At 64.1% G+C, this 26,921-nt stretch carries 24 protein-coding genes; 14 read left to right on the top strand and 10 right to left on the bottom strand.

The genetic code is table 11. The features are described from left to right. Nucleotides 1–23 precede the first annotated feature (23 nt). Genes IED13_RS10780 through IED13_RS10770 form a run of 3 tightly spaced genes read right to left on the bottom strand, consistent with a single transcriptional unit; the run spans nucleotide 24 to nucleotide 3,487 of the window. A complete protein-coding gene (locus IED13_RS10780) occupies nucleotides 24–968 on the bottom strand; it encodes an ABC transporter permease (RefSeq protein ID WP_191124178.1) in 945 nt (314 codons plus the stop codon). A gap of 37 nt (nucleotides 969–1,005) precedes the next feature. Next, nucleotides 1,006–2,547, bottom strand: a complete 1,542-nt coding sequence (locus IED13_RS10775; RefSeq protein WP_191124177.1) for an ABC transporter substrate-binding protein — start codon at nucleotides 2,545–2,547, stop codon at nucleotides 1,006–1,008. 55 nt (nucleotides 2,548–2,602) lie between these two features. Continuing rightward, complete coding sequence (locus tag IED13_RS10770) at nucleotides 2,603–3,487, bottom strand: alpha/beta hydrolase family protein (RefSeq protein ID WP_404801886.1); 885 nt, start codon at nucleotides 3,485–3,487, stop codon at nucleotides 2,603–2,605. Nucleotides 3,488–3,657: 170 nt separating this feature from the next. Here IED13_RS10770 and IED13_RS10765 point away from each other — a divergent pair, with 170 nt between their 5' ends. Continuing rightward, nucleotides 3,658–4,323, top strand: coding sequence for a GntR family transcriptional regulator (locus IED13_RS10765; RefSeq protein WP_112761676.1), 666 nt, complete (start codon nucleotides 3,658–3,660; stop codon nucleotides 4,321–4,323). 33 nt (nucleotides 4,324–4,356) lie between these two features. Here the strand turns inward: IED13_RS10765 and IED13_RS10760 are convergent, their stop codons facing one another. From IED13_RS10760 to IED13_RS10750, 3 genes are all read right to left on the bottom strand, one after another. Further along, nucleotides 4,357–5,898 (bottom strand): ABC transporter substrate-binding protein, encoded by a 1,542-nt coding sequence (locus IED13_RS10760; RefSeq protein ID WP_191124176.1) that lies wholly within the window; start codon nucleotides 5,896–5,898, stop codon nucleotides 4,357–4,359. Between the two features lie 82 nt (nucleotides 5,899–5,980). Next, entirely contained in the window at nucleotides 5,981–7,537 is a 1,557-nt protein-coding gene (locus IED13_RS10755; protein WP_191124175.1) for an ABC transporter substrate-binding protein, read from the bottom strand. Nucleotides 7,538–7,677: 140 nt separating this feature from the next. Further along, nucleotides 7,678–8,820, bottom strand: a complete 1,143-nt coding sequence (locus IED13_RS10750; RefSeq protein ID WP_038362796.1) for a C45 family autoproteolytic acyltransferase/hydolase — start codon at nucleotides 8,818–8,820, stop codon at nucleotides 7,678–7,680. 81 nt (nucleotides 8,821–8,901) lie between these two features. Here IED13_RS10750 and IED13_RS10745 point away from each other — a divergent pair, with 81 nt between their 5' ends. Continuing rightward, complete coding sequence (locus IED13_RS10745; RefSeq protein WP_191124174.1) at nucleotides 8,902–9,783, top strand: GntR family transcriptional regulator; 882 nt, start codon at nucleotides 8,902–8,904, stop codon at nucleotides 9,781–9,783. Between the two features lie 109 nt (nucleotides 9,784–9,892). Then, a complete protein-coding gene (locus IED13_RS10740) occupies nucleotides 9,893–11,143 on the top strand; it encodes an aminopeptidase (RefSeq protein ID WP_191124173.1) in 1,251 nt (416 codons plus the stop codon). A 123-nt stretch (nucleotides 11,144–11,266) separates the two neighbouring features. Here IED13_RS10740 and IED13_RS10735 read toward each other — a convergent pair whose 3' ends face one another. After that, a complete protein-coding gene (locus IED13_RS10735; protein WP_191124172.1) occupies nucleotides 11,267–12,304 on the bottom strand; it encodes a DmpA family aminopeptidase in 1,038 nt (345 codons plus the stop codon). Nucleotides 12,305–12,433: 129 nt separating this feature from the next. Between IED13_RS10735 and IED13_RS10730 the strand changes: the two genes are divergently transcribed. From IED13_RS10730 to IED13_RS10695, 8 genes are all read left to right on the top strand, one after another. Next, a complete protein-coding gene (locus tag IED13_RS10730; RefSeq protein ID WP_191124171.1) occupies nucleotides 12,434–12,871 on the top strand; it encodes a DUF1810 domain-containing protein in 438 nt (145 codons plus the stop codon). A gap of 88 nt (nucleotides 12,872–12,959) precedes the next feature. Then, on the top strand, nucleotides 12,960–14,810 hold the full coding sequence (locus IED13_RS10725; protein WP_191124170.1) for an AI-2E family transporter: 1,851 nt from the start codon (nucleotides 12,960–12,962) through the stop codon (nucleotides 14,808–14,810). A gap of 473 nt (nucleotides 14,811–15,283) precedes the next feature. Then, the gene (locus IED13_RS10720) at nucleotides 15,284–16,522 is read left to right on the top strand and encodes a hypothetical protein (RefSeq protein ID WP_191124169.1); all 1,239 of its coding nucleotides are present in this window, start codon (nucleotides 15,284–15,286) and stop codon (nucleotides 16,520–16,522) included. 254 nt (nucleotides 16,523–16,776) lie between these two features. After that, nucleotides 16,777–17,592 carry a hypothetical protein gene (locus IED13_RS10715; RefSeq protein ID WP_191124168.1) on the top strand — a complete coding sequence of 272 codons (816 nt, stop codon included), beginning with the start codon at nucleotides 16,777–16,779 and terminating at the stop codon, nucleotides 17,590–17,592. A gap of 514 nt (nucleotides 17,593–18,106) precedes the next feature. Next, a complete protein-coding gene (locus tag IED13_RS10710) occupies nucleotides 18,107–18,307 on the top strand; it encodes a hypothetical protein (protein ID WP_210323571.1) in 201 nt (66 codons plus the stop codon). Next, nucleotides 18,300–20,450, top strand: a complete 2,151-nt coding sequence (locus IED13_RS10705; protein ID WP_191124166.1) for a VapE domain-containing protein — start codon at nucleotides 18,300–18,302, stop codon at nucleotides 20,448–20,450. Before IED13_RS10710 ends, IED13_RS10705 begins: the two co-directional genes overlap by 8 nt. A gap of 331 nt (nucleotides 20,451–20,781) precedes the next feature. Then, nucleotides 20,782–22,023: a site-specific integrase gene (locus IED13_RS10700; protein WP_191124165.1), complete on the top strand. Its 1,242-nt coding sequence runs from the start codon at nucleotides 20,782–20,784 to the stop codon at nucleotides 22,021–22,023. A gap of 201 nt (nucleotides 22,024–22,224) precedes the next feature. Continuing rightward, entirely contained in the window at nucleotides 22,225–22,404 is a 180-nt protein-coding gene (locus tag IED13_RS10695) for a hypothetical protein (RefSeq protein WP_191124164.1), read from the top strand. 483 nt (nucleotides 22,405–22,887) lie between these two features. On the opposite strand, the gene IED13_RS10690 is transcribed toward IED13_RS10695, so the two are convergent. From IED13_RS10690 to IED13_RS10680, 3 genes are all read right to left on the bottom strand, one after another. Further along, nucleotides 22,888–23,832 (bottom strand): cation diffusion facilitator family transporter, encoded by a 945-nt coding sequence (locus IED13_RS10690; RefSeq protein ID WP_191124163.1) that lies wholly within the window; start codon nucleotides 23,830–23,832, stop codon nucleotides 22,888–22,890. Nucleotides 23,833–23,898: 66 nt separating this feature from the next. Next, nucleotides 23,899–24,276 (bottom strand): hypothetical protein, encoded by a 378-nt coding sequence (locus tag IED13_RS10685; RefSeq protein ID WP_191124162.1) that lies wholly within the window; start codon nucleotides 24,274–24,276, stop codon nucleotides 23,899–23,901. Between the two features lie 58 nt (nucleotides 24,277–24,334). Beyond that, nucleotides 24,335–25,051, bottom strand: coding sequence for a hypothetical protein (locus IED13_RS10680; RefSeq protein WP_191124161.1), 717 nt, complete (start codon nucleotides 25,049–25,051; stop codon nucleotides 24,335–24,337). Between the two features lie 114 nt (nucleotides 25,052–25,165). Here IED13_RS10680 and IED13_RS10675 point away from each other — a divergent pair, with 114 nt between their 5' ends. The 3 genes from IED13_RS10675 to IED13_RS10665 all read left to right on the top strand — a co-directional run bounded on the left by IED13_RS10675 (nucleotide 25,166) and on the right by IED13_RS10665 (nucleotide 26,820). Next, nucleotides 25,166–25,402, top strand: coding sequence for a helix-turn-helix domain-containing protein (locus tag IED13_RS10675; RefSeq protein ID WP_191124160.1), 237 nt, complete (start codon nucleotides 25,166–25,168; stop codon nucleotides 25,400–25,402). A 7-nt stretch (nucleotides 25,403–25,409) separates the two neighbouring features. Next, the gene (locus IED13_RS10670) at nucleotides 25,410–25,820 is read left to right on the top strand and encodes a hypothetical protein (RefSeq protein WP_191124159.1); all 411 of its coding nucleotides are present in this window, start codon (nucleotides 25,410–25,412) and stop codon (nucleotides 25,818–25,820) included. A gap of 103 nt (nucleotides 25,821–25,923) precedes the next feature. Continuing rightward, entirely contained in the window at nucleotides 25,924–26,820 is an 897-nt protein-coding gene (locus IED13_RS10665; RefSeq protein WP_191124158.1) for a hypothetical protein, read from the top strand. Nucleotides 26,821–26,921: the final 101 nt, after the last annotated feature.

Raw genomic sequence — 26,921 nt, 5'->3', positions numbered from 1 at the left:
GCGGGTCATTGTGCCGTCGCCGCTCATTGCGCAGTCACCCTTGGATCGAAGACCGGGTAGCAGAGGTCGATGACGAGGTTCACCAGCACATAGGTGAAGGCGACGAACAGCATGCAGCCCTGGATGACCGGGTAGTCGCGCGCGAAGATCGCATCGACGAGCAGGCGGCCCAATCCGGGGATGGTGAAGACGGTCTCGACGACCGCGATGCCGCCGAGCAGGTTGCCGAGCACGAGGCCGATCAGCGTCCAGGTCGGGCCGAAGGCGTTCTTGAAGGCGTGGCGCCAGAGCACGGCGCTCTCGCTGAGGCCCTTGGCGCGGGCATGGGTGATGTAGTCGAGCCGGAGCACCTCCAGCGTCGAGGCGCGCGCCATGCGCAGGATCACGCCCATCTCGTGCAGGAACAGCGTCAGGATTGGCATGATCAGGTAGAGCAGGCCGGCCTTGGCGTTCTCGGCGATCGAGACATAGCCGACGACCGGCAGCCAGCCGAGCTTGAGGCCGAAGAAGAGCAAGAGCAGCAGGCCGAGCCAGAAGGTCGGGATCGAGAGCAGCAGCGTGGCGGCGCTGACGAGGCCGATATCGAGGGACGAATCCTGCTTCCAGGCGGCGATCACGCCGGCCGGAACGGCAAACAGGCTCGCCAGCAGCACGGCAACGAGCACGATCTGCGCGCTGACCGCGAAACGCTGCAGGATCAGCGGCAGCACCGCCTGCTGCGACGAGATCGACTGGCCGAAATCGCCGTGCAGGACATGGCCGATCCAGATGCCGAACTGCACCGGCAGGCTCTGGTCGAGGCCGAGCCGGCCGCGCAGATCGGCGAGGCTCGCCGGTGTCGCCAGATCGCCCAGCATCAACTGGGCCGGATCACCCGGAATCAGCCGGATCAGGACGAAGACCGACACCGCCACGATCAGCAGCGTCGGCAACGCCATCCCTATCCGCGTCAGCGCAAAGCGAAACATGCAAGCCCTCCCAAGCTCGACGATCCCGGAAGCCGCCTTACTTGGCGACGCTGACTTCCCAGAGCCGCAGCTGCGACGCCCAGGGCGTCACGCCGCTCACACGCTTGGAATGGGCTATGATGTCGAGATCGTTATGGGTGAAGATCGTCGGTACCTGCTCGATGAAGCGCTTGTGCAATTCGTCGAAGAGCTTCTGGCGCTCGGCCGGATCGGTCACCACCATCGACTTGTCGATCAGGGCGAGCGCTTCGGGATCCTCCCAGACTTTGCGCGGCTGCTTGTCCTTCGGGCCGGAGATCTGCTCGAAGCCGAGCGCGGGGTCGAAGCGGCTCGAATAGGAGAAGGCCTGCATCTGGTAGTTGCCCTTGTTGTAGCGGTCGAGCTGCGTCGCCCACTCAAGGACCTCGATCTCGGCGTTGATGCCGACCGCCTGCATCATCGCCTGGGCGATGACCGCGGTGTTGAAGCTCGGCACCGAGGAGCGCTTGTTGGCGAGGATGGTGATCTTCTCGCCCTTGTAGCCGGCCTTCTGGAGCAGGGCCTTGGCCGCGGCGGGGTCGTATGTGAAGCCCTGCTTCTCGGCCTCGCCATAGTATTTCGAGGTCATGTAGACCGGCGAGTTGTTGGGCTTGCCGAGGCCGTTGCTGACATTGGCGACGAGCTCGGGGAAGTCGATCGCGGCGGCGATCGCCTGGCGCAGGGCCTGGTTCTTCATCAGCGGGTCGCGCGTCTGGATGATCAGGCTGTGGCGGACCGGGTTGGGGGCGATCGCCAGCGTAACATTGGGGGCGTTCTTCAGGTCGGGCACGTCCGATTCCGGCATCAGCGCCATGTCGAGCGAGCCTGCGAGCAGGCCGGCTTTCACCGTCGCCGCATCAGGGATGACCAGGAAGCGCGCTTCCTTCACCAGCGGGCGCTTGGAGCCGATATAGCCATCGCGCTTGTCGCCCTTCGGCGAGACGTACTGGTCGAAGGCGAGGAGCTGGACCGACTGGCCGCGCTTCCATTCGCCGAGCATGAAGGGGCCGGTGCCGACCGGCTTGTCCCAGCTCCCGTCGGCCTTGACGGAATCCTTGTGGATCACGGCCGTGCCGCCGCAATCGGCGCGGGCGAGCGTGTCGAGGAAGAGCCCGTTCGGCTTGTCGATCTCCATGACGAAGGTATCGGCGTCCGGGGCCGTGGCCGAGACGACCTTGAGGCCGCTGCGCCCGTCGAGATCGGAGAGGCAGCGCCAGTCGGTCTTCGGGTCCATGTAGCGGTTCCAGCTCCACAGCACGTCGGCCGAGGTCATGGTGGCGCCGTTATGGAACTTCACGCCCTTGCGCAGGCGGAAGGTATAGGTCTTGCCGTCGGGCGATATCTCGACCTTTTCCGCCAGCAGCGGGCCGACCGAGCCGTCCTCGGCATAGCCGACGAGGCCCTCGACCATGTGCATCTCGACGGCATCGGTGTTGCCGTCCCGGTTCACGCCGGGATTGGTCGAGCGGATGTCGGCGTTGAGCACGGCGGTGAGCGTTTGCGCGTTGACCGCGCCCGCCGACAGGGCGAGCGCAAAGGCGGAAGCGAACAGACGGTTCATGGTCATTCCCCTGTTGTCGTTGCTGTCGTGATCGACATGCTTATCGGTTTCGCCGTCAGGCGGCCTTGCGGGCGCTGCGGAGCTTCTTGAGCTCGCCGGCGAAGAAGTCCTCGACGGTCGGCACGACCTTCTGGCCGTCATGCGGCGTGTTCGGCACGAGGTCGAAGCGGGCGGCGATGCCGTTTTCGGCGAAGTTGTCGCGCAAGCTTGCCAGCCGCTCGGGCCGCGTCGCGCCGGCATGGTTGGCGTCCGGCATCCAGTTGCGGCCGCCGGGCTTGTGGGTAATCTCCCAGGTCTCGAGATCGGCAGCGCCGACGATCATCTGAACCGCGACCTTCCGCATGGCGGGGATGTCGAGCTCCTGGCCGAAGAGTTCGGCGAAGTTGCGGGTGCCGACCCACCAGTCGCGCGTCGGATCGAGCAGGGTCACCGAGCCGGGCGCGCCGATCGAGACGCCCCAGAGCCTGTGCGGCTGCAGCATCAGGAAGCGATGGGCGAAATGGCCGCCGCCGGAATAGCCGAACAGGCCGAAGCGCTCGAAGGCGATGCCGTAGCGCTCGCAGACCTCTTCGACGATGGCGAGCAGGACGTGGTCGTAACGGAGATTGCCCTCGCGCATGTATTTGAAGCCGTCGCGATAGCCGTCGCCCATCACGCCGATCGGGAAGAGCGGCGCCAGGATGATGCAGTTGTTCCAGCGGGCGAAGGCGGAGAAGGCGTCGCGATAGCCGGTGAAGCCGCGGCCGGTGCCGTGCATCGCGACGATCAGCTCCGGCTTCTCGCCGGTCTTTCCGAGATTCGGCGGCACATAGAGGCAGTAGGGGAAGCGCGGATCGTGCTTCGCCGAATAGATCGAGGTCGGCCCGTATTCGTAGAGCGCCTTGCCGCGCGCGGCTGCCTCGTCTTCCGGCTTGCCGGTCTGTTCTGCCACGGCGCTCACGGGCCTGCTCCTCTGGTGAAATTATTGGCGCCAATTATGTTGCATGTTATGGTCCGTTCCGCAACCAACTTCTGCCGCGCCGGACAATTCCTGCTAGAGCATTGATTTGCCCCATTTTGTTTACGCCAACCGGTGTCGATTTCGCTCGAGAATGCTTTAGAGAGCCTGCCATGACGTCCGAGCGGAAACGCAAAAACACCGGCACCCGACGGGCCGACCTCGCCAATGCGATCGCGGAGGCCATCCGCCTGCGGATGTATCGACCGGGCGAATGGCTGCGCCAGATCGATTTGGAGGAACGTTTCGAGGCGACGCGCTTCGATGTGCGCGGCGCGCTTGACGAGCTCACCGCGCGCAAGACGATCGAGCATGTCCCGAACCGGGGCTACCGCGTCGCCGAGATCGACATGAAGACCTATCAGGAGATCGTCGCGATCCGGGTCATGCTCGAGACGGCGGCGGCGGAAAGAGCGGTCGCGCGCATCGACGAAGCCGGGATCGCGCGGCTCGACGAACTGGCGGCGCAGTTCTCGGCGGCCGTATTGACCGGCAGCCGCACCGAGCAGAGCGAGATCAACCACGCCTTCCATCAACTGATGTACTCCTTCTGCGGAAATGCCGTGTTGCAGGAGACGATCTGGGCCTTGCGCGATCGCGGGCGCGGCTCGCGGATCACGGTGTGGAGCTCGCATGAATCTCTGCTGCGCAGCGACCGCGAGCACTATGCGATGATGGAGGCCCTGAAGGCGCGCGACGCCGGCCGCCTTGCCGCCCTGGTCGCGACGCATGTCGCCAAGGGGGCTACGCTGGTGCCGCCACTGGCTGTGCCGGTGTGAGCCGCAGCGTTTCCGCGCCGGGAAGCCCCCACCTCACCTGGCGAGGCTGACCTCCCAGAGCCGGGGTTTGGAGGCGACCCAGGGCGCGAAACCCTGCAGGCGCTTCGAGACCACCGCGGTGTCGACCTGATTGTAGAGAAAGATCAGCGGCGCATCGGCTAGCATCATTGTGTGGAGCTGGTCGAAGATCTTCTTCCGCTCGGCCTGGTCATTGATCAGCGTCGCCTTCTCGATCAGCGCATCGGCCTCGCGGCTGTCCCAGACCTTCGAGGGCAGGTTGTCCTTGGGGCCGGAGAACTGGTTGTAGCTCTGGGCGGGATCGATCCGGGCCGAGTAGCTGAAGGACATCATCTGGTAGTTGCCCTTCGAGAAGCGGTCGAGCTGCGTCGCCCATTCCAGGATCTCGATCTCGGCCTTGATGCCGGCTGCTTCCAGCATCGCCTGCGTCATGATCGCGACGGGGTAGCTCGGCACGGTCGCGCGCTTGTTGGCGATCAGCTTGATCGTCTCGCCCTTGTAGCCGGCTTCCGTGAGCAGCTTCTTCGTCCGGGCGGGGTCGTGCGCGTAACGCTTCTTCTGGACCTCGTCGTAATAGGGCGAGGTGATGTAGACGGCCGAGTTGTTGGTCTTGCCCAGCCCGTTCGAGACGGCGCCGACGATCTCGTCGAGATCGAGCGCGGAGGCGATCGCCTGGCGCATCTTCACATTCGACAGCAGCGGGTCGCGGGTCTGGAGCAGGATCGTGTGCTTGGTGGCGCTCGGCGCGGTCAGGACCTGCAGGCCGGTCTTCTGCATCTCCGGCACATCCTGGTCCGGAACGTCGGCGACATCGAGCGCGCCCGAGATCATGCCGGCCTTGACGGTCGCGCCATCGGCGATGGCGAGGAACTTCACCTCCGGCACGAGCGGCCGCTTGGAGCCGACATAGCCGTCGCGCTTGTCGCCGGGTGGCGAGACATAACCGTCGAAGCGCTTCAGCAGGACGAACTCGCCGCGGCGCCAGTCGGCAAGCTGGAACGGGCCGGTGCCGATCGGCTTGTCCCAGCTGCCGTCGGGCTTCATGGAATCCTTGTGTAGGATCGCGACCATGGCGCAGTCGGTGCGGGCCATGGTGTCGAGGAAGAGCGCGCTCGGCTTTTCCAGCTTCATCACGAAGGTCGAGGCATCAGGAGCGGTCGCCTCCGTGACCTTGAGCCCGATCCTGCCGTCGAATTCCGGCTTGCAGCGCCAGTCGGTCTTCGCGTCCATGTAGCGGTTCCAGCTCCACAGCACGTCGGCGGAGGTCATCTCCGCGCCGTTGTGGAACTTCACGCCCTTGCGGAGGTGGAAGGTGTAGGTCAGCCCGTCCGGCGAAATGTCGATGGTCTCGGCCAGCAGCGGCGCAACCGCGCCGTTCTCGCGATAGCCGACGAGGCCCTCGACCATATGCAGCACGACGGCGTCGGTGTTGTCGTCGCGGTTGACGCCCGGATTGGTCGAGCGGATGTCGGCATTGAGCGCGACATTGATGGTCTGCGCCTGTGCCGCGCCGCCGATGAGCGCGAGCGCCAGTGCCGAAGCCGAAATGCGGATCATTCCCGTTCCCCTTGTTGTCGTGTCGTCCGGCAGGCCCTGAACGGGCCTGCCTTTGCGCGAAAGCCCGGAGGCGGAGGGTCCGTTATTCGCCGACCGTGACTTCCCAGGCGCGGGGCAGCGAGCTCACCGTCGAGACATAGCCCTGGGTCTTGGCGCTCATCGCGCCGCCGACGATGCCGTTATAGAGCATCACCATCGGCACCTCCGCGAGGAAGCGCCGGTGCAGCGTGTCGAAGATCGCCTGGCGCCCGGCGCGGTCGTTCACGACCATCGACTTGTCGAGCAGGGCCTGCACCTCGGGATTGTCCCAGAGCTTGCGCGGCTGCTTGTCCTTCGGCCCGGTCATCGATTCATAGCTCAGCGCCGGATCCATGCGGCCCGAATAGGGGAAGGCCTGCATCTGGTAGTTGCCCTTGGTGTAGCGGTCGAGCTGCGTCGCCCATTCCAGCACCTCGATCTCGATATTGAGGCCGACCGCCTTCAGCATCTGCTGGGCGACGACGGCGGCGTCGAAGCTTTCGGGGTAGCGCTTGTTGGCGAGCATCACGATCTTCTCGCCCTTGTAACCGGCCTCGGCGAGACGCTTCCTGGCGGCGGCCGGATCGTATGCCCAGCCCTCCTTCTGCGCGGCGCCGTAATAGGCGGAGAGCATCGGGATGATCGAATTGTTCGGCGTTCCGAGGCCGTCGGTGATGGTCGCGACCAGTTCCTTGACGTCGATCGCGGCGGCGATGGCCTGGCGCAGCTTCACATTCTGCAGCAGCGGGTCGCGCGTCTGGATGATCAGCCCGACGAGGCTCATGCTGGTGATGACCGAGGTCTTGACCTTGTCGTTCTTCTTCAACTCCGCGATGTCGGAGTTGGCGATGTCGGGGACAACGTCGATGTCGCCGCGCAGCAGGGCGGCCTTGGCGGTGGCGTTGTCGGGGATGACGACGAAGCGGACTTCGTCGACCAGCGGCTTCTTGGCGCCGGTCATCCCGTCGATCTTGCCGGGCAGCGAGGCGTAATCGGCGAAGCGATCGAGCTTGATGTATTCGCCGCGCTTCCACTCGCCGAGCTTGAACGGGCCGGTGCCGATCGGCTTGTCGAAGGAGCCGTCGGCCTTGAGCGAATCCTTGTGGAGGATGCCGGTCATGGCGCAGTCGGTGCGGGCGAGCGAGGAGAGGAAAAGCGCGCTCGGCTTGTCGAGCTGGAACATCACGGTCTTGTCGTCGGGCGCCGTGACCGTCTCGACCTTGACCAGGCCGCGGCCGTCGAATTCCGAGAGGCAGCGCCAGTCGGTCTTCGGATCCATGTAGCGGTTCCAGCTCCACAGCACGTCGGCTGCGGTGAGCGGCGCGCCGTTATGGAACTTCACGCCCTGGCGCAGCGTGAAGGTGTAGCTCCTGCCGTCCGGCGAGATCTCGACCTTCTCGGCCAGAAGCGGCTTGGGCAGCGCATCCTCGCCATAGGCGACGAGGCCCTCGACCATCTGCAGCACGACGCCGTCGGTGTTGGCATCGCGGTTGACGCCGGGATTGATCGAGCGGATGTCGGCGCGAAGCTGGATCCTGAGCGTGCTGGCCTCGGCGATCTGCACGCCGCCGCACAGGAGCGCGGCAGCGAGGGCAGTGGCGGTGGCGGTTCGGCGCATCATGTTCCCCTGTTTTATGCGGTTGTGACGCGGTATCGGAGCGCTCCCTCGCCTCTCCCGAGCGGGGAGCACTCCGTCTTTCCTGACGCATTGTCGGCACGCGAAGCGGTGTCCGCTTCGCTCGAAAACGCTGCGTGGCCGGGTTATTCGGCCGCTTCGGCGAGCAGGACCGGATCCTCGGTCAGGCTGTAGCGGGTGAAGACGCGGTTCTGGGCCGGCAGCGGCGCGACCTCCATGATCCCCTTGGCCGGCTGCATGATCACCATCGCGACGGTGGCCGAGAGGTTGCCCTGCTCGTTCGGGCGGGCCGGACGGCAGACCGAATAGGGCGAGAGGAAATCGTCGAAGAGGGCCTGCTTGAGATCGTCGACCGTCAGCTTGCGGCCGGCCTCATTCAGCAGCTTCTTGACCCGCCAGTCGCGGTAGAAGCTCTCCGGCACGCGCGGGATGCTGGTGTTCTTGACCTTGGTCAGCGCGATCTGGCCGACCCAGTGATTGGCATGCACGATCATGCCGTCTTCCGGGTAGATCGGGAAGGCCTCGTCCGGCGCGCATTCGAAATCGATGCCGAAGCCCTTCACCGTCGAGAGCATCATATTGTTCGAGCAGGCCTTGGGCGTCGCCGCCACGGCCTTGATCGCGAAGGCGAGATGCTCCTGCTCCAGCACCTTGCGGCGGATCAGGGCGAGCGGCACGCCGGTCTGGCTGAAGTCGCGGTCGCATTCGAGATAGTTGGCGGTGATCGAGACGCCTGCCGCGTTCATGCCGCAGCGGGCGAGGCCGCCGGCCTCGACGAAGGTGAGGAAGTCGGGGCCGTCGTCGCGGCGCACGCGCAGCACGATCGCGGTCTCCGCGCATTCGGCGCGCCAGTCCCAGTTCTGGCCGTGGATGACTTCGCCGTTGGCGCTGCGCTCGGGCAGGATGATCGCGCCGGTGCAGCCGTCGTCGAGCTCCTCGGTCGCCTCGACCGGCTTGTTCTTGACCATCCGCGCCTTGGCGATCACCTCGGTGCGGGCATTGACCATGATGATGTCTTCCAGCGCGACGCCGGCGCCGTCGGCGATGCCGCGCATCTCCTCGATGTAATGCGCGCCGAAAGCCTCGATCTCGCGGGCGAACTCGCCGATCAGGGCCGATTTGGCCTTGGCGTCGTAGCCGAGATCGCCGAGTTGGCCGCCATAGAGCTCGATCGAGCGCTTCACGCGGCTCGGCACGGCCGCGCCATGCTGGCGGCCGCGCTCATAGGGCGAGCCGGAGACATCGACGAAGGGGCAGGGCTGGACCATGGCGTGGGGCCTTTCGGATATGCTGGCCTGGAGTTATGCTGTATTGTATTTCATCACGAACTAAAACAATCAAGGCCTTCGATGACGACGCCGACGCGGCTGCAGCAGGAGATCGCCGAGCGCATCCTGCAGATGATGCGGGATGACGGCCTCGGCGCCGGCGCCCGGCTGAACGAGAACGGCACGGCGCAGCGGCTCGGCGTCTCGCGCACCCCGGTCCGCGCCGCGCTCGACCATCTCGCCCGTCAGGGCGTCGTGCGGCGGCTCGCCAACAAGGGGATCGAGGTCGTCGCGCTGCCGGATGCGACGGCGAGCGTCCTGCCGCCCGAGCTGATCGACCTCGCCATGGTCCGGCTGGCGCATGAGCGCGAGAACGGGCTCCTGCCGGACGAGGTTTCGGAGCTGGAGGTGATGCGGCGCTACGAGCTCGGCCGGCCGGAGGCGCAGAAGCTGCTCGCCCGCCTCGCCGATCTCGACATGGTCGAGCGCAAGCCGGGCTATGGCTGGCGCTTCCTGCATGAGCCGCGCGACCGGCGCCTGCGCGACGAGAGCTATCGCTTCCGGATGGTGATCGAGCCGATGTGCATGCTCGAACCGGACTTCCGGCTCGAAGCAGGCTGGATCGCGGAGATGCGGGCGCGCCATCTCGAATACCTGCGAAGCCCGTGGCGCGAATCGTCCAGCATCGCCTTCTACGAAATGAATGCCGCTTTCCATGAAGACTTGGCCGCGGCGACGGGCAATCGCTATTTCCATTCGGCCGTGCGGCGCCAGAACCAGCTCAGACGCCTCTCGAACTACGATTGGGGCCTTGGCTTCGAGCGCGTCCAGGTGAATTGCACCGAGCATCTCGCCATGCTCGACCATCTGGAGGCCGGTGAGAACGAGGTCGCCTCGGCCCTGATGCGCAGCCATCTGCTGCGGGCGAGCAAGCTCCGGCTTGGCCCGAAATCGGCCGATTGACGGCCCTTCCTCCGATCTCCGAATGACCGCCCCGACGCAGGGACAGTCTTGACCCGGCGGCGATTTGCGCGAGCAATGGCGGTTTGCGAACTCCGACAGGTTGACTGCCATGACCGTTCATCAACGCCCCGCCGCCATCGACCCCGCCAAGCTCGACAAGCTGGCCGAGGTCGCCATCCGCGTGGGCTTGAACCTGCAACCCGGTCAGGATCTGTTCCTGACGGCGCCTGTCGCCGCGCTGCCGCTGGTCAGGCGGATCGCCGAGCATGCCTACAAGGCCGGCGCCGGCATCGTGACGCCGCTGCTCTCCGACGAGGAGGTCACTTTGGCGCGCTATCGCTCCGCGCCGGATGCGAGCTTCGACAAGGCGCCGGGCTGGCTTTATGAGGGCGTCGCCAAGGCCTTCACGCAGAATACGGCCCGGCTCGCCATCGTCGGCGACAACCCGATGCTGCTCGCCAACGAGGACCCGGCCAAGGTCGGCCGTGCCAGCAAGGCGAATGCGCTGGCCTACCAGCCGGCATTGGAGAAGATCGCCGGCTTCGACATCAACTGGAACATCATCGCCTTTCCGAGCGTGGCCTGGGCGAAGCAGGTTTTCCCGGAGGATGCCGAGGAGGTCGCGGTCGGAAGGCTGGCGGAGGCGATCTTCGCGGCGTCGCGCATCAACGAGACCGATCCGGTGGCAGCCTGGAAGGCGCATAACGCGGCGTTGCGCAGCCGCCGCGACTGGCTGAACGGCCAACGCTTCGCCGCGCTGCATTTCACCGGGCCTGGCACCGACCTGACCGTCGGGCTTGCCGATGGCCATGACTGGCAGGGCGGCGCCTCGCCGGCTCGCAACGGCATCGTCTGCAACCCGAACATCCCGACCGAGGAGGTCTTCACCACCCCGCATGCGCGCCGGGTGGAGGGGCGTGTGTCGAGCACCAAGCCGCTCTCCTATCAGGGCTCGCTGATCGACGGCATCCAGGTGCGCTTCGAGGGCGGGCGGATCGTCGAGGCCAAGGCTTCGCGCGGCGAGGCGGTGCTGAACAAGGTGCTCGACACCGATGAGGGCGCGCGTCGGCTCGGCGAAGTCGCGCTGGTGCCGCATTCCTCGCCGATCTCGAAGAGCGGCGTCCTGTTCTACAACACGCTCTTCGACGAGAACGCCTCCTGCCACATCGCGCTCGGCCAGTGCTATTCGAAATGCTTCGTCGACGGCGCCATGCTCACGCCCGAGCAGATCGCGGCGCAGGGCGGCAACAAGAGCCTGATCCATATCGACTGGATGATCGGCTCGGGCGAGGTCGATATCGACGGCGTTCACGCCGACGGGCGGCGCGTGCCGGTGTTCCGCAAGGGTGAGTGGGCCTGAGCCGGCAGGGGCGTCATGCTCGGGCTTGCCCGAGCATCTCAGGACCAGAAGGTGCCCCTCCGGCAGGAGATTCTCGGGTCTGCGCTTCGCTTCGCCCGAGAATGATGCGGGTCTTGTTTCCGATCAGCCCGCATTCGCCCTGAGCCAATCCCCGAGGGAGGGGCGATGATGCCCGTCGCGGCCGGTCGTGGCGGGGGCTGCGATCATCGCGTTGAGCACGGCTTCCTGCGTCGCCTCGGCGGCGGCGCGGAAGAGCGTGTCGATGCGGTTTTCGTTCAAGGCGCCGAGCCGGACGATGTCCTTCGGCTCGTCATGGTCAATCGGATCGGCTGTGGTGAAGGCGAGCGCGATGTCGCCGCTGCCATTGCCCCAGAAGGCGCCGAGCCGGGCGAGCCCGGCACCGCCACGCTGCGCGACGCGGCGAAGCTGGCGTGATTCCAGCGGGGCGTCGGTCGCGATGACGAGGATGACCGAGCCGCGCTCGGCCTGCGATCGGGTTTCGGGCGGGACGGGGCGTCGTCCGTCCGGCAGGGCGAGATCGCCGGCATTGCCGAAATTGGCCAGCGCCAGCACGCCGAGCCTGAAATCGCTGCCATCGAGCGCGAAGCGCCGCGATGCCGTGCCGATGCCGCCCTTGAAGCCGAAGGCGCTCATGCCCGCTCCCGCGCCGACCGCCCCCTCCGCCACCGGTCCGGTGGCGGCGGCGTCGAGCGCGGCGAAGGCATGGTCCTGCGTCAGCGCGCGGGCGCGAATATCGGAAAGGTAGCCGTCATTGCATTCGAGCACGGCGGGATTGACCGTGCCGGTGCCACGCCCGATGTCGGGATTGGCGGCAAGCGCGCGCGTCACCAGCGCGTCGAAGCCGGTGCCGATGGCCAGCGTGTTGGTCAGCAGCAGCGGCGTCTCGATCTGGCCGAGCTCGGCGATCTGCATCAGCCCGGCGCTCTTGCCGAAGCCGTTGATGATGTCGACCGCCGCCCGCATCTTCCGCCGAAACAGATTGCCGTCATGCGGCAGCAGCGCGGTGAAGCCCGTCAGGATGTCGCCATCCCGCAGCGTATGATGGCCGAGCTTTACGCCCGGGACATCGGTGATCGCGTTGAGCGGTCCCGGCTCCATGATGCCGCAGATGAGGCCGAAATCGCGGGCGCGCTGGGTCATGATTTCCGATCCGGACGACAGTCAGGCGGGCTTAGCGCATCGGCCCGAAAAGCGGGATAGGGTTTTCGGGGAAAGCCGGCGCAAGAACCAGGATCCCCAGCATCGGATTGGACAGGAGGGAAACGAAGCATGGAACCCGCAGGTTTCGATCTCGCGCGCTTCCTCGTGGCCCAGGAGCCCGTCTATGAGACCGCGCTGGCCGAGCTGAAGGCCGGACGGAAGCGGACGCATTGGATGTGGTTCGTCTTTCCGCAGCTGCGCGGGCTCGGCCTGTCGCCGACCTCCCTGTTCTACGGGCTGGAATCGCTCGACGAGGCGCGGGCCTATCTGGCGCATCCCGTTCTTGGCCCCCGGCTGGAGGCCTGCATGCGCGCCCTGCTCGCGCATGAGGGGCTGACGGCGCATGCGATCCTCGGCTCGCCCGACGAGATGAAGCTGCGCTCGTCGATGACGCTGTTCGAACGGGCCGATGGCCGTGCCGATAATCTCTGCCGGGCGGTGTTGCGCCGCTTCTTCGACGGAGAGGCCGATCCGCTGACGCTTTCCAGGTTGCCGGGCCCAAACTGATCCGCGCGGCCCGCGGGGCGGATCAAACCGGCCGGAAGCGCGTTATGCATCGCGCAAAGGCGGGTGACCCTTGAATCCAGATGATGCAATGCGTCCGGTCACACCGGAACCGGAGGGAGCAACCAGCCGCCCCGGCCTGCCGGCGAGCTGGATGCAGGCCGTTGCGCTGCTCGGCGTTGTCGCCGTGCTCTATGTCGCGCGGGATGTCTTCGTTCCGCTGGCGATCGCGGTCCTGCTCACCTTCGCATTGGCCCCGGTGGTTTCCGCCATCCGCCGCGCCGGCATCTGGCGCACGCCGGCCGTCATCATCGTGGTCACGGCGGCCTTCATCGGCATCGCGGCTTTCAGCTTCCTGGTGGCGAGCCAGGTTTCCGAGCTCTCCGGCCAGTTGCCGACCTACCAGTCCAACATCCTGGAGAAGATCCGCAACCTGAAGCATGCGGGCGCCGAGAACGGCATCATCTCCCAGATCACCGAGGCGGTGGAACGGGTCGGGCGCGAAATCAGCCGTGGCGACACTCCCGCCGGGCGGCCGGACGGTGACAGCAGCGGCCCGATGCTCGTGCAGATCTATTCGCCCGAGCAGCCGATCCAGATCCTGACGAGCGTGATCGCCCCGCTGATCGGCCCGCTGGCGACGGCGGGTCTGGTCGTCGTGGTGGTCATCTTCATGCTGCTGGAGCGCGAGGATCTGCGCGACCGCTTCATCCGGCTCGCCGGCTACGGCGACCTGCACCGGACGACCGAAGCCCTGCAGGAGGCGGGCAGCCGCGTCGGCCGTTACCTGCTCACGCAGCTCATGGTCAACCTGTTCTATGGCGTGCCGGTCGCCCTCGGCCTGTGGTGGATCGGCATTCCCAATGCGGCGCTGTGGGGGGCGCTGGGCATCGTCATGCGTTTCGTGCCCTATATCGGCCCGGCCGTCTCGATGGTCCTGCCGCTGTTCCTCGCCGTCGCGGTCTCGCCCGGCTGGACGCTGCTGTTATGGGTCGGGGCGCTTTTCATCGTCATCGAGCTCGTCATCAACAACGTCGTGGAGCCCTGGCTCTACGGATCCCGGACGGGGCTGTCGCCGCTCGCCATCATCGTTTCGGCGATCTTCTGGACCTGGCTGTGGGGGCCGGTCGGGCTGGTGATGTCGACGCCGCTCACCGTGTGCCTCGTCGTGCTCGGCAAGCATGTGCCCCAGTTCCAGTTCTTCGAGGTGCTCCTCGGCAACGAGCCGGTTCTCGACCCCGAGATGCGGCTTTACCAGAGGCTGCTCGCCAACGACCCGAACGAGGCCACCGACCAGCTCGAGGAACTGCTGGAGGAGAGGCCGTTGTCGGAGATCTACGGCGAGGTCGCCATTCCCGCCCTGATCCTGGCCGATCGCGACCGCCAGCGCGGCGTCATGGCCGATGGCCAGCTCAAGACGGTGTCATCCGCCGCCCAGGCCGTCATTGCCAATCTGGCCGAGGCGGCGGCTCCGGCCGACAGCGAGCCCGAGAAACCGGAGGATGCGGAAGCCAGCGCCGCCACCGCGCGCGCGCCGACGCGATCCGTGCTCTGCGTCGGCGGGCGAAGCGTGCTGGACGATGTCAGCGCGACGATGCTCGCCCAGGTTCTCAGCGTGGAAGGGGATCGCGCGCTGGCGATCGCCCGCGCCGCGCTGGGAACGGCGCGGCCGGACGGTGTTTCCGATATCGATACGGTTGCCGTATGCCTGTTGAATGCCGGCTCGCTCCGCAGCGGGCGTTTCCTGGTCCGGCGGCTGAAGCGCCAATGGCCGGGTGTCCGCATCGGTCTCGTGATCTGGCAGGACCCTGACGAGCCCGCACCCCCTGAGGCGGTCGGCCATGTCCCCGAGGCCGATTTCATCGCGCGCAGCTTCGGCGAGGCGGTGGCGCGTATCGCCGGCGATGCGGTCGAGGTCGAGCGGCGCGAGCGGATCGCCTGAGCCGCCGACGCATGCGCCTTTCCCCGATCCCGGCTGCCCGCGTGGGTGCTGTTCGGGCCGATTGCTGGGCGGAACGCCGTGACGAGGCCGAAGGTCTCGAAACCATCGGCCTTCGGGCGCCTGAAAAAGCAAAAAGCGCCGGGAAACCCGACGCTTGCATGCTTCTCAAGCCTTGAGATTGTCTGGAGCGGGCGAAGGGATTCGAACCCTCGACCCCAACCTTGGCAAGGTAACTACGAAACTGTCGCGATATTGCACGGCTTTTCACTTCAGTCAATCGGAGTTCAGCCTTTACGCATTTCGCGGTTTTGACTGGGGCGACGATTTTGGACGGGCTGCGAGGGGATGCGAATATCGTGAACTACTGAAACTGCAACCGCGAGGTAACCGCGGGATCGTATCATTCCTTTGGCCCTGCGAAAACCAGATTGGTGAAGCAACCCTGCCTGACACTGCCCGTTCTTGGTCCCTCTATGACGTTCCATCTGACCCGCCGCCAGCTCTACGATCTCATCTGGTCCCGCGCGCTGCCGCAAGTTGCCCAGCATCTCGGCATCTCGGAGTGGCAAATCCGGCAGATTTGCGAAGGCCACCGTGTGCCTCTGCCGGCAGCGGCATACTGGCGTGACAAGGCGGCAGGTAAACGCGCCAAGCAGGCCATTTTCACTTCGACCGCCGACGCTCAGTTGGAGCTTATTACTTTTAGCGGCACAAAGCCCCAGGTGCCGCTGGCTGCTGTTGAGAAGCCAGTCGTCGCCGCTGCCAAACCAGCGCCGCCGCGGCGAGAGCCCGTGGCCAGAGTGAAAGCCGAACCGGTGATATGGCAGCCGGTGGTAAAACCCCATGCCCTGCTTCTGCCTCTCGCCAAGGCGTTGCGCTCGACGAAGCCAGACCGAACCGGCGTCATCCAAGTTGGCGGCGAGTTGATCCCTTTGATGTCGATCGCCGAGGGTTCGGTGGAGCGGGCGATCTTCGTGCTCAACGACCTGATCAAGCGGCTTGGCGCTCAGGGTATCGCGTGCACCCTATCGCGGCGCCATTTCACGATCGCGCGCGAGCAGGACAAGGTTGACTTCAAGTTCACAGAGAAGATCGCGCGGCGGCCGCACAACCCGAGCCTACAGGAACTTCAGGCTGAAGCTCTGCGGATCCGTAGAGGCGGCAGCACCGAAAGCTACTACTGGAATAAGGCCTACCCGGAGTTTGACTTCGTTCCGACTGGCGTGCTGCGATTATCCATCGAGCAGTATGGGCGCGAGGGGCGGCGGCGAAATTGGCAGGACAGCTCGCGCGCCACCTTCGAAACTCAGGTGGCAGAAATCGTCCTGACATTGTCAGATTGGATCGATGACGCGCGAAAGTGGCGCCTGGAACGCGAACGGGACTCTCGTCTTTGGAAGCGGGCAGACGAGAACCGCCGCTTGGCGGAGCAGCGCCGCAAACGCGAGGACGAGCGAGATGCCCTGATCGCGGAGATAGTCGAACTCCAAGCTAAGGCTCGGGACCTTCGAGCCTGGATCGATTGGGCCGCGCCTATCGACGATCCGGAAACAAAGCGCATGTTAGAATGGGCTCGCAAACGCCTCGCCCCCATCGAGCGCGCTGTGAACCCAAACAGATTTGGTGATTGGTTGCGGGAGAAGAAGCTTTTTCCCGAAGTTGACCCGTTCGCGCCGCTTCCGGACGATCCGGACCTCGAAACAGGGGCATAAACGTTGCGGCCCGCGCCACCTTTTTATGCCCATGCCCTAGCGCGCGGGCACCAGAATACTCCCTACATGGCAGCTAGATGGGAACATAAGTGCGTCGCAAAGGCTGCTGCCCTTTCTTGTCACGCGCCGCTTTTGTAGCCTGGCGGCGGTCGCCGTTGGCCCGGCTGCGACGATCGAAGGAATGCTGCGAAACAGGGCGATTTGACGGCATCTCCTGGCGTTGAGCCCGATTGCGAATGGATGGTCGAAAAGGGATGGGAAACGCCAAAGTGAGACAAGACATCAGCTTTGACGAGTTCGATGCGGCGCGAAAATTTGTCCTATCGCTTAAACTGAAGACCATAAGACAGCGCTTTGCTTCGGTTCAGGATTGGAACCCCCATCACTGCGCGCTGGTATATTTGGATGGAAGACCGGTTGCCTTGGCCGATTGCATGGTCACGCGGGATCGCGCTGCCGCAATCTGCGGCCTTATTGCGAAGCCCGGTTTCGGGGCTTTCGCGTTGCGAGCGTTGTTCGCTTTGAAGCGTCACACTGCCCTCGGCTATTGGGTGGCGACGGTCAGAACTCCGAGCAATTCAGTCATTGCCATCGGTAGATGCCACCTCGACGAATTGTACGACCAAGGAGCCTGGGAGCTCTCCAACGAGATCATACAGCGTATCGGCCCATCCCCTACTCTTAGTCCAATCCCACTTGTTCTTTCGCGTTCTATGCTGCGCAACCTAAAGCTCCCGCCAATCTCCCATTGGAGCGATCGAACGAAGTTGCAAGTCCTCGATGCCGCAATAGCGCCGGGCTCCGCCAATTTGATTGCTCCATCGGGAGATGCGCTGGGACCGCTTCTGATGACCGCTGCTTTTGATGTCGCCGGCATTTCTTTCGATCTCAGGCAGAACATGGCCCGAATGATAATGGTTTCGGCGGCGGCAATGCATTGGCGCCCGTCCTCTCCAACAGCGCTTCGCAAGCTTGTTTCGCAATCCGCGGTTGCTGACTTCCAACATGGTGTTTTGTCGGCTCGTTCATCCCTTCGAACCGGCGGTTCGGCTCTGTTCCTGAACGGTTGAGTGGCCCCTAGAAACAGCGCCGTGAGCGCCGCAGCCGTACCGCGTCACAGCTCCGTGACGCGCCGCGCGCACATACCGGAATACTCCGACGGCGGCGGCTACGCGGGCGTGCGCACGCGGGAGATTGACAGCCCGCCCGCGCTGAGGCACCAAGCTAGGGTGATCCGGGCACAGCGCCAGGCCTTTTACGTTGGGACATAGGAGCCCACGCGCGGGTACTGGGCTCATAGGCAAGCGATCGCGTCATTCCTCCCATCTTGGGCGGTGATGCGCTTTCGTGCCTAGCTTACGAAGGATCAGCAGCATCGCCCTCTTCGCAATGAGGCGATGTTGTGGATTCCGATCCTCTTCTCTCGATCAAAGATGCCGCCGACCGCGTTGGCGCCAAGTACTGGCAGCTCCTCCGTGCTGTCCAGAGCGGTCGCGTTCCTTATTTCCAGCCATTCAACTCCCGAAAGTTGGTTCGCCTCTCGGATGTCCTCGCCGTCATCGAGGCGTCGAAGAAGGGGTGCGAATGATGGCCGACATCATCAAGGCACCCATCGATATCCGTGACGAGGAAGACGCCTTCCTCGTCCCGCCGGGTCAGCCGGGCTCAGATGTCGACGCGCTCGCAGCTGCTCAGCGCTGGGCGACTATGCGCACCATCGTCATCGAAATTTTCGACAACGATATCGGCGCCGCCGTCACTATCACGGAGGTGCGCCATGTCTGAGGAGTTGCAGCTCAACCTGGAAGCAGCCTGGGATTTTGTCAGCAACATGAGCCGCGGCCGGCCGATGCACCTAGCGGCAATCGGGGAAGCTGGAGGTGTCGTGGCAGCGACCTTCGAGCCGAACGAGACCTCGCGGCTCACTGGCTGGATCACAAACCAGAGCGGCAAGAACATCTATTTTCACGTCAACCCGCTCCGGGTCGGCGTGAAAAATAAAAAGGGGAGCAAGGGCGATGTCGAGGAGGCGGTGGCCCTCTACATCGATCTCGACAACCCCGACGCGTTTGAACTGCTCGAAAACTTCCCTCTGCGGCCCACGGCCGTTGTTGCCTCAGGCGGCGGCCGCCAGGCCTTCTGGCTCCTGCGCGAGCCGCTGCGTGATCTAGCGCTGGCTGAGCGCCTCAACAAGGCCATCGCGGAACTCTGCGGTGGCGATCATTGCTGGAACAGCGACCGCCTCATGCGCGTGCCGGGGACAGTGAACGTCCCGAACGCCAAGAAGCGGGCGGCGGGACGGGTGCCGGTCCTAGCCCAGGTGATCGAAGCGGACTGGAGGCGTCTCTATGTCGCTGAGGACTTCCTGCCGTTCGACCCCGGCCCTAGCGCCCCGGGCACGGCGCTCCTTCCGACCGACTTAGTTCCAATCGGCCGAGAAAAGCTGCCGGAGACAATCCTGCCCGCAACACTCAGCTTGCTGGAGAACGGGGACGACCTGGATCGCCCGCGCGGTGGCCCAAATCCGCGACATAAATCGCGAAGCGAGAGTGTCTACCGCGGTGCCTGTGACCTAGCCCGCCTGGGTTGCAGCGCCGAGTTCATCGCCGGCGTCCTGCTAAACCCGCAGTTCCGCATCTCGGAATCGGTCCGGGAGAAACGCCGCCCCGAGGCCTATGCGTTGCGCCAAGCAAGCAAGGCGATCGAGAGCGTTGCCCAGGGCTGGCCGGACACCTTTAAGTCCGGCGCGCCGAAGCCTTCTATGCGGAATGCACGTGCTGCTTTGCGCCGCCTGGGCTTGTCGTTCGCCTATGACATGTTCCGTCATCGTAAGATGGTGGAAGGCCACGTGATCGAGCAGTTCGCGGGTGAGATCACCGATGACGCCTGCATGATGCTGCGCGGCTTGATCACGGACAAGTTTGGCTTCGATCCCGGAACGCAGCATGTCCAGGACGCGATCATGCTGATGTGCATCGAGGAGCCGGAGCACCCGGTTCGTGAGATGCTGGACAACCTCAAGTGGGATGGCGTGGCGCGGCTCGACACCTGGCTATCGCGTTACCTCGGCGCAGCGGACACTCCGCTCAACCGCGCCATCGGCACCATCATGCTGATAGCAGCGGTGCGTCGCGTTCGCGCTCCCGGCGTCAAGTTCGACCAGATCATCGTCTTCGAGGGTGCCCAGGGCACCGGCAAGTCCACCGCGGTCAAGATACTCGCCGGCGAGGGATTTCACTCAGACCAGGAAATCCTGTTGCTGGAGCCGAAAGCCCAGCTCGAGCTGCTCGACGGCGTATGGTTCTACGAGATCAACGAGCTGGAGGGCATGAACCGAGCCGAGGTCACCAAGATCAAGGCGTTCGCGTCCCGCCAGGTCGATCGCGCCCGTCTAGCCTATGGCCGCAACGCAGTCTCGCGCCCGCGCCAGGTAATCTTCATCGGCACCACCAATGAGGACAAGTACCTGCGCGACCAGACCGGCAACCGCCGCTTCTGGCCGGTGAGAACGGGCGCGATCGACCTGCCCGCACTCGCTCTCGATCGAGACCAGTTGCTCGCGGAGGCCGCTCACCGTGAACGCGAGGGTGCGTCGCTCGCCCTGCCGCCGGAGCTGTGGCCGGACGCAGCTGTTGAACAAGAGGCGCGCGTCGAGGAAGACCCCTGGGTCGAGCAGATCGAGGCCGCCGTGCCGATCGTCGCCGGCGATAAGCTGCGCTTCGTGACGACAAGTCTGCTGACCGACCTCCTCGGGATCAGGCCAGAATACCAGAACCAGGGACATACCAAACGGCTATCGGCACTGATGAAGCGTCTCGGCTGGCGCAACGAAAAATTCAAGCTGCACGGAAAGGTCGTGCGCGGCTACGAAAAGGCGAAGCCGGACGGCTATGAGCCGCCGCCCAAACCATATCATCGGAACTTTTGACCGGTGGCATGGTGGCGGGGGTGGCGTGTGCGGTAGGCGGCTGGGGTGCGGTGGGGCTTAGAGCGGGCATTTTTCTACCGCCAGCCCGGCAGCGCAGGCCAGGGCGCGCCACCCACGCCACCATGCCACCGCCCCTGCGATTTCAATCTCGGCGAGGCAATAATGCGATGTAACGAGAGCCCCGCCGAGACGTCATCTGAGCGTATTCCAAAATTTTGTGGTTACGCTCGTGGTTTCAATGCGAGTGCTCTGAAGATATCGGGTGCCTGATGATTAATTGTGCGGGTTCCTTCGCCGTGATTTTCTGAGCGTTTTTTATTCAGAGGTCGATATGACGTTTCGAACCAACATCACCAGGCGGGTTCGCCACCGCAAACTCAAGTCCGGCGAGATCGTGAAGCAGCTGCGCTATGTGCTGAATTACCGCGAGCCGATCTCGGGCGATCGTCGCCAGGAGTTCTACGAGACGTTGAAGGCCGCCGAGGCCCGCCGCAACGACCTCACCGCCAAGGTGATGTCGGATGGCTATGCCGATGAGCGTAAGGCGCCGACGGTCAGTCAGGCCGTCGATCATTGGATCGCCGATCGTGTCGGCAAGGTGAAGCCGAACACCCTTGCGGGCTACAAGGTGGTCGTCGAACACATTCGCGGGCCGTATTTCGAGGGCTCAGCCAAGGACAAGCTGGCCTGGAAAGCATCCGGAAAGCTTCCAAAGGGTTGCCGGCTCGTGGCGATGCTCGGCGAGATCAAGACGACCGAACTGACCACAGCGCGTATCCGCGCCTGGCACCGCGATCTGACCGCACTTTCGGGGCAGTACACCGCCAACCGGGCGAAATCGCACCTGATCTCAATCCTCGCCCTCAACGAGGAGGACTTCCGGGTACGGGCGCCCAGCATGCCGCGCGGTCTCGGTCGCAACCGGGTCAAGACGAAGAAGGTCATTCTGACGCCGGCCGAGATCGGCAAGCTGGTCGATGCGGCCCGGAATGATCCGGAGCACGGGCTTTACTATGCCTTCCCGTTCCTCGCCGGCACGCGCCCATCCGAGCAGCTCGGACTGCTCTGGGCGGATATCGACTTTGATGCGAACGTCGTCCGCATTCGTCGCATCCAGGAGCGTGACGGGTCGCTGACCAACATGACCAAGACCGAGGCCGGCACGCGCGACATCCCGATGAGCGCGGTTCTGCGCGCGCTCTTGTTGGAATGGCGGCTCCGTTGCCCCCGGTTGGGCAAGGTGCTGCATCGGGTGTTCCCTGGTCCAGGCCGGCTCCAGCCGTGGCCGAAGGTCGCTCGCATCGGCGGTGGTGGGCCGCTGCTCTACCAGAACTATCGCAGCCGATATTGGGAGCCGGTCTTCGCGAAGCTCGGGTTGCCTTATGTGACACCGCATTCGGCACGGCATTCCTTCATCTCGACGCTGCAGGCTGAGGGCATTGAGGTCGGTCTTGTCGCCAAGCTTGCTGGCCACGCCAACGCGACCGTGACGCTCGGCCATTACACCCAGGCGGTTCGCGGCGGCGAGGCCGCCGTGGCGGCGCTGGACCGGGCCTACGCCGCGGGCAGGTAGAACGCGCTCGCGCATGCGAACGCCTGTGAGCGGGGAGGATGGTGACGAGCCGCCCTCCCCATCGTCATTTGCGGTCGCTACCGGCGTTATTGGCGCCTGCGGCGATCCTGCGTCGAACGCAATATCACCCCGTCTCCCCGAAAATTATGCACGGCGTCTCGGCGTGTTTCGATCGTTCCAGAACACGATGGAGACGACGCCATGGACCAATACCGCCTGATCGATCTGCGCAGCCAGGCGCTAACCATCGTCACGCTGGACCAGGCCGCCGAACTCGCCGAGATCGACGCCGAAGAGATCCTCTGGGCGATCGAGGCCGAGGGCATCTGCGAGACCGACCTGCACGTCATCGCAGCCGTGGACGAGCCCGCCGCGCTCTGATGCGCGGCGATCTGCATGATCGTATCGTCGCCCGCCTCGTCGCGGAGCGGCGATTGCGGCGTCTGACCCGGGCTGAGCTCGTCCAGCGTCTCGGCCGCCCGACCAGCTTCGTGTTCCGCTGCGAGGCCGGCGCCCGCTATCTCGACGTCGCCGAACTCATGGTCATCGCTCGCGCTCGGTGTCGACCCGTGCGAGCTGCTGCGGCAAGCCGGAGCGGAGGGCTGACGGGCGGGCATAGCGCGCGGCAGGCACCACACCCGCTGCCCCGCCCGCACGGGGCGTTGGGGTACGTACCCCGGCCCGCGGCGCCCATGCTGGGCAGCACCGTGGGCCAGCCGCCGCCGTAGAACCATGCCCCTGGCCTTCCGGCGCAGATACTTCGCAACTCCCCCAACAATCCTATGGTGAGCGTGATTGTCGGAGGGACCCGCACGACAATCGCAAGTCGTTCCGAACCTGTACTATGGTACGGTGCCGCCGGCTCTAGTCAGCCAATTCAGCACGCCGCTGGCGCCATACTGCCGAAGTCTGAGGCTTGACGAAGACGGATGCGATGTCGGAGCGCCGTTCTCTCAACTTCGCTTCGATCCGCTCGACGCAGTCTTCGATGTCGGCGGTTGACCGATCGTCTTTGAACTCCAGGCTGAGCGCCACGACGATCTGATCGGGGCCAAGATGGACCGTTGTCATGCCATTGACGCGTTCAATGTCGGGGTCACCGCTGACTGCAGCCATGATCTCCTTTTGGACATGGGGCAGAGCCGCTTCACCCATCAGCAGCGCCTTCGACTCGCGGGCGAGAAAGATGGCAGTCGCCGCGAGGATAACGCCGATGAGGATTGACGCGACGCCATCCAGTTCGGGCCGATCGAAGTAGGCTGCAGCCGTGATACCGAGGAATGCGACAACCAAGCCAAGCAGCGCTGCCGTGTCTTCGAATAGGACGGTAAAGACGCTCGGGTCCTTGCTCTGTCGCACGGCTGCGAAGTAGCTGAGTTCGCCCTTCGCGGTACGAAATTCCTTCAGCGCCACTCGCCAGGAATAACCTTCGAACAGCACCGAGAGCCCCAACACGACATAGCTCACGGTAAGGTTCGTCGCGGGGTGCGGCTCGATGATATGCGCAACGCCTTCGTAGAACGATACGCCGGCGCCCACGGCGAACACCAAGAGCGCGACGATGAAGCTCCAGAAGTAAAGTTCGCGCCCATGACCGAACGGGTGGGTCAGGTCAGGCGGCCGCGCGGCTCGGTTCAGGCCGTAAAGGAGCAGCACGCCGTTGCCGGTATCGACGAGGGAATGGATTCCCTCCGAGAGGATCGCCGAGCTCCCGGTCCAGACTGCCGCGATGAACTTGGTAAGGGCGATCAGAAGATTGCCAGCGAGCGCGGAATAGATGACGGTCTTTGAGCCTGCGTGCGCTGCCATCGTCTTTCCCCACTCTCGCTGGCAACAAGTCCAGGTCACGGTGGTTCCGACGACAGCGCCGCGTGATCAGAATGTCAGGCAGTTCACCACCCCGTTGGTGTTGGTGCAGCGGGTGAGGTTAGGCGACGACGCAGCCTGACGGCGATTGAATTCGCTGTTACCCCGCTCCAGTTCGATCGCGAGCCGGGCCTTCGCCTCGGCATCGCTCATCTGGCCGGAACGGACGCTCTGCGCCAACAGGTCGCTGACGGCGAGATAGCGAACGCCGAGGTCGTTGTTCATCTGGCCAGCGGTTCCAGCGGCAACGCGGCCGCGAATGCAATCCCACATGGTCAGGTACGAAGCGGACTGCGCAGAGCATTTCGACTGCGCGTCGACGAGGCCGACGCAGCCAGATAGGGCGATGCCGGAGATCAGCGCAGCGGCAATGGTGGTGAGTTTCATTCGGAAAGCTCCTCAGGCAAAAAAGCGGCACCGAAACACGTCGAAAATTCGCGCACAATCATGGGCTTGCAGGCGCTGTCAGCTGCGCGTGCAGAAAACTCGGATCGACAGTTTCGCGGACGTGATGAGCGGCTTGAGATAGAGACGGCCGGTGTCGTGACTGGATCGCCAGCATGAACACGACATGCGAGGTTCGAATTGCCCAGATCTCGGCATCGGGAGCGACTCGCCGCAGATCATCCGCAACATCGCGGATGAAGCTTTCACGCTCCTTGCGCTGGAAGTGCTGATAGACCAGCAGCGAGTGACCGGCGCGATAGGTCGCGGCCAGTTCGTCGCGATAGATATACTTCGAGGAGTTGCGCCGGCCCTTGCCGACTGAGCCGACCTCGACGCCGTTGTCGGGGTCGAAAAAGATCACATCGGCATCCGCTAGCGCCGCGCTCGCCTGCTTGAACCAGAGCTGTCGTTCGAACAGCGTCTCGGGCACGATGGTGTTGACGAAGACGGCTCTGGGCAGGATCTCGCTGCCTTCGATCAGGATCAGCCGGCGGGCGTCGGGCTCGTTCCGCACTCGGCGCAGCAGCGCGAACAGCTCGGGATCGTGCCGTTCCTGCTTCGACTGATCGAGATAGCCGAGCTTGTTGCCGTCGCTGCGCCCATCATTCGGCGTCAGCATCCAGCAGACGCCGAGCCTCAGACCAGATCGGCCGAGCAGCCGCAGGAGGGCATATTTCCGATAGTCGTTGACGTCGCCAACGTACTGCTCCTTCACGCGCCGTCCCCCGAATCACAACTTCGGGGTGCAGCATGATCGAATACCCTGTTTTGGGGTATCCGAAATTAGGGTTCCATTGGTCGGCCGGTTTCACCGTTTCAGGCGCCGGCTTTGGCTTCAACGCAACCCGACCTCTATAAGGCCCTCCTCCAGGCGCTTATTCTGGCGCGCAAGGATGCCGGTATCACGCAGGTCGAACTCGCGGCCCGTATCGGCCGCCGGCAGACGTTCGTGTCGAAATACGAGACCGAGGAACGGCGGCTTGATGTGGCCGAATACATCGCGATCGCGAGGGCGATCGGCGCGGAGCCGTTTGAGCTGATGCGTTCGGCTGAAGCCACGAGGTAAGCTGATCATGGGGCAGGACCGCGAAACGGGTGCAGCTGGCAACGCTTACGGTCATCGTATGGGAAAGGCCGTTGCGGCATTGCTGCAGATTGAGAAGCTGTCCGATCGCTCCAATGAGGTGAGGTGGCGGGACGGTTTGGCCGTTATCAAATGCTGCGGGCCGCGCACGACGTTACTCGGCGTCAAGAGCAAAATGCTGGAGCGAATCCAAGCGGTTCTGGTCGCCTGCGAGGATGACAGTGGCAACGTCGAGATCATCGAGCTCGCCGCCGATCAATTTCGTCAGAGTATGGTCAACAGCCGTAGTGCGAGTGCTATTGGTGGACAAGTGAAACAGGTTCGTCGCTCGGTGGCCCGTCGAAATGGCGTGCGACTATGCCTGCTTAGGGCGGATCAATTACCCATTCTTAGCCGTTAGTGGTCCCATTGGCGGACACACAGAGTTTCTGGTTCCCAGCATCCCATTTCGGGCAAACAGCCGGCGCCAGGGCTGCTCCGCCGATTACTCCGAGGGCAATAAAATGTCCGATCAAGTACGTGCAGTCGAGGCGCCCAAGCCGAAGCCTCCAAAAGCCCCTGACATCGGCCTGGGCTATGGAAGCCTGATTTGTAACATGTCCACGGAAAAGCGACTCGCATTCATTGCCGAAGGCGTACCTTTGATCCATGCGAGCGCGCGTTCTCTCATGGAGGCCACTAACACGCTGAAGGAATATCCTCGGGAAGCGGAGATTCTTGAAGGTCAAGCTATCGAGGAATGCGCCAAAATCCTGATCCTCGTCGATATCATCCGTTGCCCAGCCAAGGTCGTGTCCTCGCGGGTGGGGACCATGATACGCTGGTTCTACGATCACCTTGCCAGGCGCATCTATGCCAAGGCCCAGACGTGGAAGCCAACATCGCTTGCGGAGCTGCAGGAGTACATAGATTACGACCGCCGCTCGCACTTTGTGGACGGCGATTATTTCGAACACATCATGCCCAATTCGGAATTGTTCTGGCGAGAAGCGGCCCTTTACGCCGACGTCGTCAGCAACGGCGAGGGGGAGCCGCAATGGCATACTCCGCTGAGAGGGATGGGACGGATCGGCAGCTGGGACCCTCCCGTTTTCTCGCTCGTCAACTCCCTTGCCGCAGCGGGCGCCTTCAGTCCTAAGGGGTTAGCAATCCTCAGAGACACATGGGGATCCATCGAATTTAAGGGTGACGTTTCTTGGGACGCAGTTAAGGAACCCTGCGAAGCGATGCTCAAGGCATTATTTGACGCGGGTCTGGTCTCGGAAAGCATTACCAAAGGCGATGTCAGCCTCATTCGCGGCAACTGGCAGATGCCCATGTACCACCTCGATTTCGCGAAGGTGGCCATCCCGCTTGAAGATCTCAAGCGAGAGCAGGAGGCTCGCCAGCCACGTGAATGATGCTTCGACCGGGTAAGCGGCAACCTATCGACCCGCGTTGCACTGCCGTTGCGTCGAATCCGAAATTAGAACATAATAAGAACATTCGAATCGCTACAGGA

It is taken from the genome of Allobosea spartocytisi (genome assembly GCF_014764685.1).
GTDB lineage: Bacteria > Pseudomonadota > Alphaproteobacteria > Rhizobiales > Beijerinckiaceae > Allobosea > Allobosea spartocytisi.
The sequence above is the reverse complement of the archived record's forward strand: the minus strand, read 5'-3'. Positions and strand labels throughout refer to the sequence as shown.

Bases quoted from the DNA above. Each gene is read 5' to 3' on its own strand.
- IED13_RS10755 (WP_191124175.1), bottom strand. From the start codon at position 7,537: ATGATGCGCCGAACCGCCACCGCCACTGCCCTCGCTGCCGCGCTCCTG.
- IED13_RS10745 (WP_191124174.1), top strand. From the start codon at position 8,902: ATGACGACGCCGACGCGGCTGCAGCAGGAGATCGCCGAGCGCATCCTG.
- IED13_RS10710 (WP_210323571.1), top strand. From the start codon at position 18,107: ATGATGGCCGACATCATCAAGGCACCCATCGATATCCGTGACGAGGAA.
- IED13_RS10705 (WP_191124166.1), top strand. From the start codon at position 18,300: ATGTCTGAGGAGTTGCAGCTCAACCTGGAAGCAGCCTGGGATTTTGTC.
- IED13_RS10775 (WP_191124177.1), bottom strand. From the start codon at position 2,547: ATGAACCGTCTGTTCGCTTCCGCCTTTGCGCTCGCCCTGTCGGCGGGC.
- IED13_RS10720 (WP_191124169.1), top strand. From the start codon at position 15,284: ATGACGTTCCATCTGACCCGCCGCCAGCTCTACGATCTCATCTGGTCC.
- IED13_RS10685 (WP_191124162.1), bottom strand. From the start codon at position 24,276: ATGAAACTCACCACCATTGCCGCTGCGCTGATCTCCGGCATCGCCCTA.
- IED13_RS10665 (WP_191124158.1), top strand. From the start codon at position 25,924: ATGTCCGATCAAGTACGTGCAGTCGAGGCGCCCAAGCCGAAGCCTCCA.
- IED13_RS10690 (WP_191124163.1), bottom strand. From the start codon at position 23,832: ATGGCAGCGCACGCAGGCTCAAAGACCGTCATCTATTCCGCGCTCGCT.
- IED13_RS10740 (WP_191124173.1), top strand. From the start codon at position 9,893: ATGACCGTTCATCAACGCCCCGCCGCCATCGACCCCGCCAAGCTCGAC.
- IED13_RS10760 (WP_191124176.1), bottom strand. From the start codon at position 5,898: ATGATCCGCATTTCGGCTTCGGCACTGGCGCTCGCGCTCATCGGCGGC.
- IED13_RS10695 (WP_191124164.1), top strand. From the start codon at position 22,225: ATGGACCAATACCGCCTGATCGATCTGCGCAGCCAGGCGCTAACCATC.
- IED13_RS10730 (WP_191124171.1), top strand. From the start codon at position 12,434: ATGGAACCCGCAGGTTTCGATCTCGCGCGCTTCCTCGTGGCCCAGGAG.
- IED13_RS10780 (WP_191124178.1), bottom strand. From the start codon at position 968: ATGTTTCGCTTTGCGCTGACGCGGATAGGGATGGCGTTGCCGACGCTG.
- IED13_RS10765 (WP_112761676.1), top strand. From the start codon at position 3,658: ATGACGTCCGAGCGGAAACGCAAAAACACCGGCACCCGACGGGCCGAC.
- IED13_RS10725 (WP_191124170.1), top strand. From the start codon at position 12,960: ATGCGTCCGGTCACACCGGAACCGGAGGGAGCAACCAGCCGCCCCGGC.
- IED13_RS10670 (WP_191124159.1), top strand. From the start codon at position 25,410: ATGGGGCAGGACCGCGAAACGGGTGCAGCTGGCAACGCTTACGGTCAT.
- IED13_RS10750 (WP_038362796.1), bottom strand. From the start codon at position 8,820: ATGGTCCAGCCCTGCCCCTTCGTCGATGTCTCCGGCTCGCCCTATGAG.
- IED13_RS10715 (WP_191124168.1), top strand. From the start codon at position 16,777: ATGGGAAACGCCAAAGTGAGACAAGACATCAGCTTTGACGAGTTCGAT.
- IED13_RS10735 (WP_191124172.1), bottom strand. From the start codon at position 12,304: ATGACCCAGCGCGCCCGCGATTTCGGCCTCATCTGCGGCATCATGGAG.
- IED13_RS10700 (WP_191124165.1), top strand. From the start codon at position 20,782: ATGACGTTTCGAACCAACATCACCAGGCGGGTTCGCCACCGCAAACTC.